Consider the following 8742-nt stretch of genomic DNA (forward strand, 5'->3'; position numbering starts at 1 on the left):
GCATCAAAGGTGCAGGGCGATGCATCAAAGGTTCAGTAGGGTGAGCAAACATTTGCCCACCCAACACTCTTAAACAGAGATAAAGTTATTTTGTGTCAGCGTAGTAGTATCAAACGCAGTCAGTATCGCTAGAGTTTGATTGCCTAAGCTAATCTGATTACCAGAGAAAGACAACTGATTGAAACTCAAGCCAGACAAGCCGATAAGATCGCTCTGACCTAAACTAAAGTCAGTAATCGTTTCCCGCCCTGCGGCTTTATCCAACACAAAGATATCGCTACCAGTCCCGCCAGTTAAGTTATCATCTCCCTTGCCGCCGTTGAGGAAATCGTTACCCGCACCGCCGACAAGTAAATCTTGACCGTTACCTCCGATAAGACTGTCGTTACCGTCACCGCCATAGAGTTTGTCATCACCGTTATCACCTTCGAGATAGTCATTACCAGCATCACCATAGAGCGTATCTTGACCGTTACCGCCATAAAGTTGATCGTTGCCAGTACCGCCAAAGAGTAAATCCTCACCATTGCTACCCACAAGATTATCGTTCCCAGCATTGCCGGAAATCGTATCTTGCGCGTTGAGTCCGTTAATGATGTCGTTGCCAGATGTACCGTTGAGGTTATCGTTTTGATTAGTGCCGTTGAGGTTGACCCCGACTGCTACCGTTACTATCCCCAAGTTAGTGCCACCATTGCCATCGCTGACAGTATAGTTAAAGCTGCCATTGCCAGTGAAATTGGTTGTGGGAGTAAAGACGACATTGCCACTGCCATTTAAGCTGACAGTACCATTAACACCATTACTCACAGCAGTGATGCTTAAAGCGCCGCCGTCTACATCGGTATCGTTAGCTAACAAGTCAGCAGCCAACAAAGTCAAAGGTGTATTTTGATTGGCGCTAGCAGAGTCATCACCAGCTACAGGTGCATCGTTGACGGGAGTTACCGTTAAGTTAAAGGTATCGTTAGCAGTAGCATTGCTGGTGTCGGTTGCGGTAACTTTAATGCTAATTGTGCCGTTATTTGCGTCATCGGGGGTGCCGCTGAAGGTGCGGGTATTGGTGTCGAAGGTTAACCAAGTAGGTAGGGGGTTGCCGTTAGCGAGGGTGGCGGTATAAGTTAAACTATCACCAGCATCGACATCAGCAAAGGTATTAGTTGGAACGGTAAAGCTGAAGAAACCATCTTCTAAGGTTGTTTGGTCTGCAATGATATTTGCGACAGTTGGCGCATCGTTAACGCCGTTGATGGTCAAGTTAACTGTTGCTGTGCTAGTGCCACCGTTACCATCACTGATAGTATAAGTAAAACTGTCGCTGGCAGTAGCAGCCGCAGCCAAAGATTCAAATTGACCGTTGGGATTGTAGACAAAAGTGCCATTGCTGTTGAGAGTAAGTATTGCACCATTCGTTAAAGTCAAGGAGTTGCCGACACTTGCAGCATTGCCATTCACCTGTGTCACCGTTAAAGTGTCGTTGTTCGGGTCACTGTCGGGTGTGGTAGGATTAGCAATTAGCACATTCCCGTTGAGAACTGTGTCTTCATTTGTGCTGAGGGCATCATTAACTGCGATCGGTGCTTGATTAAAGTTTAAAGTGGTAGTTGCTACCGCACTGGTGTTACTGAAAGCTTGCCCGTCATCGACAACAAACTCAATTGTCCGGTTAGTGGTGTTGGGAGAAGTTGCTGTATTGTTGTAAGTCAGGCTGGCAAGGACTTGTTGGTAATTGGCAACTGTATCCGTGCCGCTGAGGGTGAGAATGCCTGTGGTGGCGTTGTAACTAGCGGTGATGTTACCGATTGCAGTGGCAGCTAGACTTTCAGATGTGCCATCTAAGAGATTAGTAATGGCGATCGCAGCACCCGCCAAAGTAGCATTGTTGTCTGTCAGGGTGAAGTCGCTATCGACAATGGAGACGGGAGTGCTAGTAAAGGTAGTGCTAAAATCAATCCCCAATCCGTTAGAGCCGTTGAGGTCGAGTCCGGGAGCGCGGTTGCCAAACACCACGTAGCTCTGCCGTGAAAAATCTGCCCCGATAATCAGGTCGTCGATGTTGTCACCATTGACATCCCCAGCACTGCTGACAGATCTGCCTGTAAAACTTGCACCGTTAAGAGCGAAACCGTTAGAACCGTTGAGGGTGGAGAGGTTGAGAGTTGGGCTAAAGCCACTGCTGCTGCCAAACACCACGTAGCTCTGGTTAGCACCAAATGCCCCGATAATCACGTCGTCGATGTTGTCATCATTGACATCCCCCGCATTGCTAACAGAAAAGCCCGATCTATCACCCGCAGCGATGCCGTTGATAGTGAAGCCGTTAGTGCCGTTGAGGGTGGAGAGGTTGAGGGTAGGGCTAAAACCGCTATTGCTGCCAAACACCACGTAGCTCTGCCCAGACAAAGAGCCGGCAACGAATGCCCCGATAATCACGTCGTCGATGTTGTCACCATTGACATCCCCCGCATTGCTAACAGAAAAGCCTGATTGGCTACCTGCGATACCGTTGATGGTGAAGCCGTTAGTGCCGTTGAGGGTGGAGAGGTTGAGAGTTGGGCTAAAGCCACTGCTGCTGCCAAATACCACGTAGCTCTGCACAGAACCAGGTGCTCCGATAATCACGTCGTCGAAGCCGTCACCGTTGACATCCCCGGCACTGCTGACAGATCTGCCAGATTGGTTATTTGCAGCGATGCCGTTGATGGTGAAGCCGTTAGTGCCGTTGAGGGTAGAGGGGTTGAGAATGGGGCTAAAACCACTGGTGCTGCCAAACACCACGTAGCTCTGCCCTGAAAAAGAGCCGTTGGGGTCGGCACCATATGCCCCGATAATCAGGTCGTCGATGCCGTCACCGTTGACATCTCCGGCACTGCTGACAGAACCACCTAACAAGTCAAACGTAGCGATACCGTTAATGGTGAAGCCGTTAGTACCGTTGAGGGTAGAGAGGTCGAAAGTTGGGCTAAAGCCACTGCTGCTGCCAAACACCACGTAGCTCTGCCCAGACAAAGAGCCGTTGGGGTCGGCAGCGAATGCCCCGATAATCACGTCGTCGAAGCCGTCACCGTTGACATCTCCAGCATTGCTGACAACTCTGCCTGATTGGTCACCTGCTGCGATGCCGTTGATAGCGAAGCCGTTAGTGCCGTTGAGGGTGGAGAGATTGAGGGTGGGGCTAAAGCCACTGCTGCTGCCAAACACCACGTAGCTCTGCCCAAAATCGGAGAGGGCACGATATGCCCCGATAATCACGTCGTCGAAGCCGTCACCGTTGATATCCCCAGCATTGCTGACAGAGAAGCCTGATTGGTCACGCTCGGTGATGCCGTTAAGAATAAAGCCGTTAGCGCCGTTGAGGTTAGATAAGTTGAAAACTGAATTTGCCATGAGTATTTTCTTTGTTTGAAGTTGTAGATGAGCAGTTATTTGTAAGGCGCGTTATGCTTCTGGCTAATGCACTGTGATAAATGAGAGCAAGATGTGCTGTATCTCCATAACGCACCATACAAATTCAGATGTTTTGAAAGTTTGTAGTAAGCACTTTAGTGCTTAGAAAATAAGGACTAAAGTCCTTACTACGAACTTGCTTGTTGCAGGTGGATGCAACTTAGTTGCAAGCCGATGCATTAAAGTTGCAAGTCAATGCATCAAAGTTGCGAGTCAATGCAACAAAGCAATTTGTCGGGTGGGCAAACATTTGCCCACCCAATACACTTAAACAGGGATAAAATTGCTTTGTGTCAGCGTTGTAGTATCAAACGCAGTCAGTATCGCTAGAGTTTGATTGCCTAAACTAATCTGATTACCAGAGAAAGACAACTGATTGAAACTCAAGCCAGACAAACCGATAAGATCGCTCTGACCTAAACTAAAGTCAGTAATCGTTTCCCGCCCTGCGGCTTTATCCAACACAAAGATATCGCTACCAGTACCGCCAGTTAGGTTATCATCTCCCTTGCCGCCGTTGAGGAAATCGTTACCCGCACCGCCGACAAGTAAATCTTGACCGTTACCTCCGATAAGACTGTCGTTACCGTCACCGCCATAGAGTTTGTCATCACCGTTATCACCTTCGAGATAGTCATTACCAGCATCACCATAGAGCGTGTCTTGACCATTACCGCCATAAAGTTGATCGTTGCCAGTACCGCCATAGAGTAAATCGTCACCATTGCTACCCACAAGGTTATCATTGCCAGCATTGCCGGAGATGGTATCTTGAGCGTTGAGTCCATTAATGATGTCGTTGCCGGATGTGCCGTTGAGGTTATCGTTATTGTTAGTGCCGTTAAGGTTGATGCCAACTGCTACCGTTACTATCCCCAAGTTAGTGCCACCATTGCCATCGCTGACAGTATAGTTAAAGCTGCCATTACCAGTGAAGTTGGTTGTGGGAGTAAAGACAACATTGCCACTGCCATTTAAGCTGACACTACCGTTAACACCGTTACTCACAGCAGTGATGCTTAAAGCGCCGCCGTCTACATCGGTATCGTTTGCTAACAAATCAGTAGATAGCAGAGTCAAAGGTGTATTTTGATTGGCGCTAGCAGAGTCATCACCGGCTACAGGTGCATCGTTGACGGGAGTTACCGTTAGGTCAAAGGTATCGTTAGCTGTAGCATTGCTGGTGTCAGTTGCGGTAACTTTGATGCTAATTGTGCCGTTATCTGGGTCGTCAGGGGTGCCGCTGAAGGTCTGAGTATTGGCGTTGAAGGTTAACCAGGTAGGTAGGGGGTTGCCGTTAGCGAGGGTGGTAGTATAAGTTAAACTGTCACCAGCATCGACATCAGCAAAGGTGTTACTGGGAACGGTAAAGCTGAAGAAACCATCTTCTAGGGTTGTTTGGTCTGCAATGATATTTGCTACAGTTGGGGCATCGTTAACGCCGTTGATGGTTAAGTTAACTGTTGCTGTGCTGGTGCCACCATTACCATTATCGCTAGCTGTGTAAGTAAAGCTATCGCTAGCAGTGACTCCCACACCCAAAGACTCAAATTGACCGTTGGGGTTATAGTCAAAAGTGCCATTGGCGTTGAGAGTCAGCAGCGCACCAGAAGCTAGAGTAATTGGTGTACCTACTGTGACGCTGTTGCCATTAACTTTAGTAACACTCAGGCTGTCGCCATTAGCATCGGTGTCGTTGCCCAAAACGTTGATGTTAACAACAGTATTTTCATCAGTGCTAGCAGTATCATTAGCCGCAACAGGAGGGATGAAAGGCGATTCATAAGCGCCAATATCCACATTACCGCCAATGGTGCGAGTGATACCCCGTTGGTCGGTGGTGACACCAGAGAGGATAAAGGCATTGTCTCCCGCGTTGATGGCAGCCGAACCAGAAACTATAGCGTGAGTTTGGGTAGCACCGCCGTTGTTGGCGAGAGAGCCGATGACTTGGTTAATATTGGTAATGCCAGCCGAGGCAAAAGTGATGTCGCTGCCTGTGCCAATGCTGCCAGATGCGCCACTCAAGCTACCGATGAGGTTGTTGGCATTTCCTGTCACCGCGCCAAAAATATCAGGGGCTTCATTTCCCAAATCGAGGTTGCCAGCGATGATGGTGTTTTGGGCGGTGACGGTGCCTGCTAGCACAAATATACCGCCGCCATCGCCACTACTAGCAGTGTTATTGGTAATGGTACTGCTGTTCAAGTTTACTGTACTAACGCTGACTATGCCGCCGCCGCTTGATCCTGCCGCATTGCCAGAGACAGTGCTGTTGGTCAGGTTTAATATACCGCCAGCAACTATGCCGCCGCCGAGTCCTGCCGCTGTATTGTCAGAGACAGTGCTGTTGATCAGGGTTATTGGACCACTATTGCTCCCTATGCCGCCGCCGAGTCCTACCGTTGTATTGCCAGAGATAGTGCTGTTGATGAAGGTGGCGGAGGCGTCGGGGGCAAGGCTAACAATGCCGCCAGCGCCTCCATTCCCAGTCCCAGTATTATCAGAGACAGTGCTTCCCGTTAGGCTGAGGGTGCCATTGTTGATGATGCCGCCGTAGAACCCAGTATTATTAGAGATACTGCTGTTGGATAGCGTCAGGTTTTCTTGGTTGAAGATGCCACCAACTAAAAAATTATTATTTCCACCCGTAATTGTCAGTTCGTTAATTGCGACGGCAATTTGATTGCTACTACCATCATCTACATTAAAGACAGTGGAGGCATTGTTGCCACTGATGCTCAGGTTGCTTGCCCCTAGTCCGTTGATAGTTAGGGCATCAGTAATGTTTAATTGCCCAGAAGTCAGAGTAATGGTGTCGGGGGTGGCATCGGTAAACACACTGCCCTCAAAGGTAATTGTATCCGCACCTGCCAAAGCATTGGCGTCGAGAATTGCTTGCCGTAAAGAATCTGCGCCGCTGTCGTTGGTGTTGGTGACGATGAAATTTGCCATTTGATTTATTTCCTTTGTTTTAAGTTGTAGATGAGCAGTTACTTGTAAGGCGCGTTATGCTTCTGGCTAATGCACTGTGATAAATGAGAGCAAGATGTGCTGTATCTCCATAACGCACCATACAAATTCAGATGTTTTGAGGGTTTGTAATAAAGACTTTAGTGCTTAGGAAATAAGGACTAAAGTCCTTACTACAAACTTGCTTGCGGATGAATTTAAACTTGACAGATTACTAAGGTTTCAGCACGTTATCAGGAAACTGCCCTTGCACATTACCTGCGGTAGCATACTGACAAACCACATAAAAGGCGTTATATTTATTACCGTCAATCGTTGCAGTGCCTTGTGCTGCACCACAGCCTAATTCAGTACTGCCTTTCCAAACCACCTGAGTAAAATGCCCGGTATCGCTAGAAAACCCTGGACTGGCGTAGTTATAATCTTTAATTTCGCTGTACCAGTCTGAAACTGCTCCGTTACCAAGGGTGGCTGGGTCTATCGAAGTCTCTGTAGTGTAAGAAGCGTATATGTTTTCTCCTACGTTGTTGCGATTGGTACTGTGAGCAAATTTTCCACTCTTGGCAACGGTTTCAGCCCAAGCTTGAGCGCTGGTGTTCAGGGAATCACTGATGGTAATGTTAGGGCTTTTATGCGTAGCTCGATAAGTGTTGTGTTTAGAGACAGCAGTGCTACGTAACGTCGCTAAGTCAATAGATGTTTGTCCTAAAACGGAGTCACTGATTATTGCTCCTCCTGTTAGTGCAACGGTTAAAGCTGTAGCTGTTGTCAAGGTTAGAGTTGAAAAGAATTTCTTCATGGTTTTGTATCTATTAAGTAATAAGTTGGGTTAAGTTAGATCCCCCTAACCCCCTTTAAAAAGAGAAAACTATAGCCTTTCTTTTCAAAGGGGGTTGGGGGATCTTCCAGAGTGAAACATCACTAGCATCAAAAGTATTGGTGCGAGTCGATGCAACTAAGATGCGAGTTAATGCAACTAAGGTGCGAGTCGATGCAACTAAGATGCAAGTTAATGCAACTAAGGTGCAGCCTGGTAGATAAGGCTACTGTGTACACACAAGTCTTTCTCAACGCAATTTACGGGTTATCGGCTCAAGAAAACCTCACCCTGGTTATGCTACGCAAAACCTGTCCCTCTCCTTACTAAGGAGAGGGATGAGGATTAGTTGGCTTTGATTTGTTGGCCTGAGAAGTTGAATGTTCCTATAGGCGGGACATTATTTAATAAGGGATTAGCATTTAGGTTGAAAAAACGCAGTGTGATAGTTCCTTGTACTGTCTGCGTTTGAGGGTTAAAGCTGGCTTGATAGTCAGATCGGGCAATGCTACCTGTAGAGCCGGCACTTCCTGGAAAAGCAAAGGTAATTGATCTGGCGCTGACCCCAGTGTTGCTACTACACTTCCAAGCACCTTGTCCATTGCTAAAGGGATTGAAGACGTTGGTAACACCACCTTGATTGGAGTCAATGACAAAAAAGTTACCGTCTTTGGTAAGTGTTATAACCCCACGAGATCCGATTGTCCCATCTGGGTTAAAGATTGTTGTCAGGTAAGCACCAGTGACATTTTGTTGACAACGTGCTGTATTAGCAATAGTTTTTTGTACAGAGAAGTCGTCACCGCGAACAACATTAGAAGTGGCAAGCAATGTACAAGCAAAAACTGAACTAAACAATAAAGTATTGCAAGACCAGATTTTATTCATGTTCTTTTTCAATTGATTACGCGGATGTAGTGATTTTACAAGTACTTTCAGCTAAACATTTGTAGAGATGTTGTATTGCAACATCTCTATGCAATGCAACGTTTTTACTGAACTGTATTAGGGTATAACCTTCTTTGCCTGTGCGCTTTGACCGCAGAGGCAAGGCATGGCCAAAGTTTTGCTTAAATCATTGACGTAATGGATTGTACAGCGATCGCCTTGGTTAACGCATCGTACAGTTGTCCTATTTTTAACTAGGATAAATAACCCATACTGCACTAGGTCATTGATCCTATGTATCTATCAATTAAGTCACGAATCAAGCTTTAATTAAGCTGTTGGGCAGTTAATTTTCTCGTGTTGCTCAAGTCGTAGAGCTTGCAGGGGGACAAAATGGTCTAGAATGCTTATATTACAAAGAGTGTAGCAATTTGTGGTAAAACAAAAAGAGCATTCATTCGCAACAAGCTCTATTTAATGATAATATTACCTGAATTCTACGAAACAAACCTCAAGCGAGAATTGGGACGTGCAGAATATTTATTACTAAAAATCCTGATAAATTTATTACAATCTATTAAAACTGTTAGCATTGAAACACTCGCTACTGCTTTACC

Annotated in this window: 4 protein-coding genes; all 4 read right to left on the reverse strand. The window is 46.7% G+C overall.

Annotated features, from left to right (window positions below; all coding sequences use genetic code 11):
- Window positions 1-69 precede the first annotated feature (69 nt).
- Window positions 70-3387 (reverse strand): beta strand repeat-containing protein, encoded by a 3318-nt coding sequence (locus F8S12_RS27455; protein ID WP_196519449.1) that lies wholly within the window; start codon window positions 3385-3387, stop codon window positions 70-72.
- Between the two features lie 327 nt (window positions 3388-3714).
- Window positions 3715-6402 carry an Ig-like domain-containing protein gene (locus F8S12_RS27460; RefSeq protein ID WP_196519450.1) on the reverse strand — a complete coding sequence of 896 codons (2688 nt, stop codon included), beginning with the start codon at window positions 6400-6402 and terminating at the stop codon, window positions 3715-3717.
- 232 nt (window positions 6403-6634) lie between these two features.
- Window positions 6635-7219: a CAP family protein gene (locus tag F8S12_RS27465; protein WP_196519451.1), complete on the reverse strand. Its 585-nt coding sequence runs from the start codon at window positions 7217-7219 to the stop codon at window positions 6635-6637.
- A 363-nt stretch (window positions 7220-7582) separates the two neighbouring features.
- The gene (locus tag F8S12_RS27470) at window positions 7583-8125 is read right to left on the reverse strand and encodes a hypothetical protein (protein ID WP_196519452.1); all 543 of its coding nucleotides are present in this window, start codon (window positions 8123-8125) and stop codon (window positions 7583-7585) included.
- Window positions 8126-8742: the final 617 nt, after the last annotated feature.

Origin of the sequence: Nostoc sp. WHI (assembly GCF_015714725.1) — a bacterium.
Classification (GTDB): domain Bacteria; phylum Cyanobacteriota; class Cyanobacteriia; order Cyanobacteriales; family Nostocaceae; genus Nostoc.

What these genes read in the sequence shown, in the direction of transcription:
- F8S12_RS27470 (WP_196519452.1), bottom strand. Translation starts at nt 8,125, where the DNA reads ATGAATAAAATCTGGTCTTGCAATACTTTATTGTTTAGTTCAGTTTTT.
- F8S12_RS27460 (WP_196519450.1), bottom strand. Translation starts at nt 6,402, where the DNA reads ATGGCAAATTTCATCGTCACCAACACCAACGACAGCGGCGCAGATTCT.
- F8S12_RS27465 (WP_196519451.1), bottom strand. Translation starts at nt 7,219, where the DNA reads ATGAAGAAATTCTTTTCAACTCTAACCTTGACAACAGCTACAGCTTTA.
- F8S12_RS27455 (WP_196519449.1), bottom strand. Translation starts at nt 3,387, where the DNA reads ATGGCAAATTCAGTTTTCAACTTATCTAACCTCAACGGCGCTAACGGC.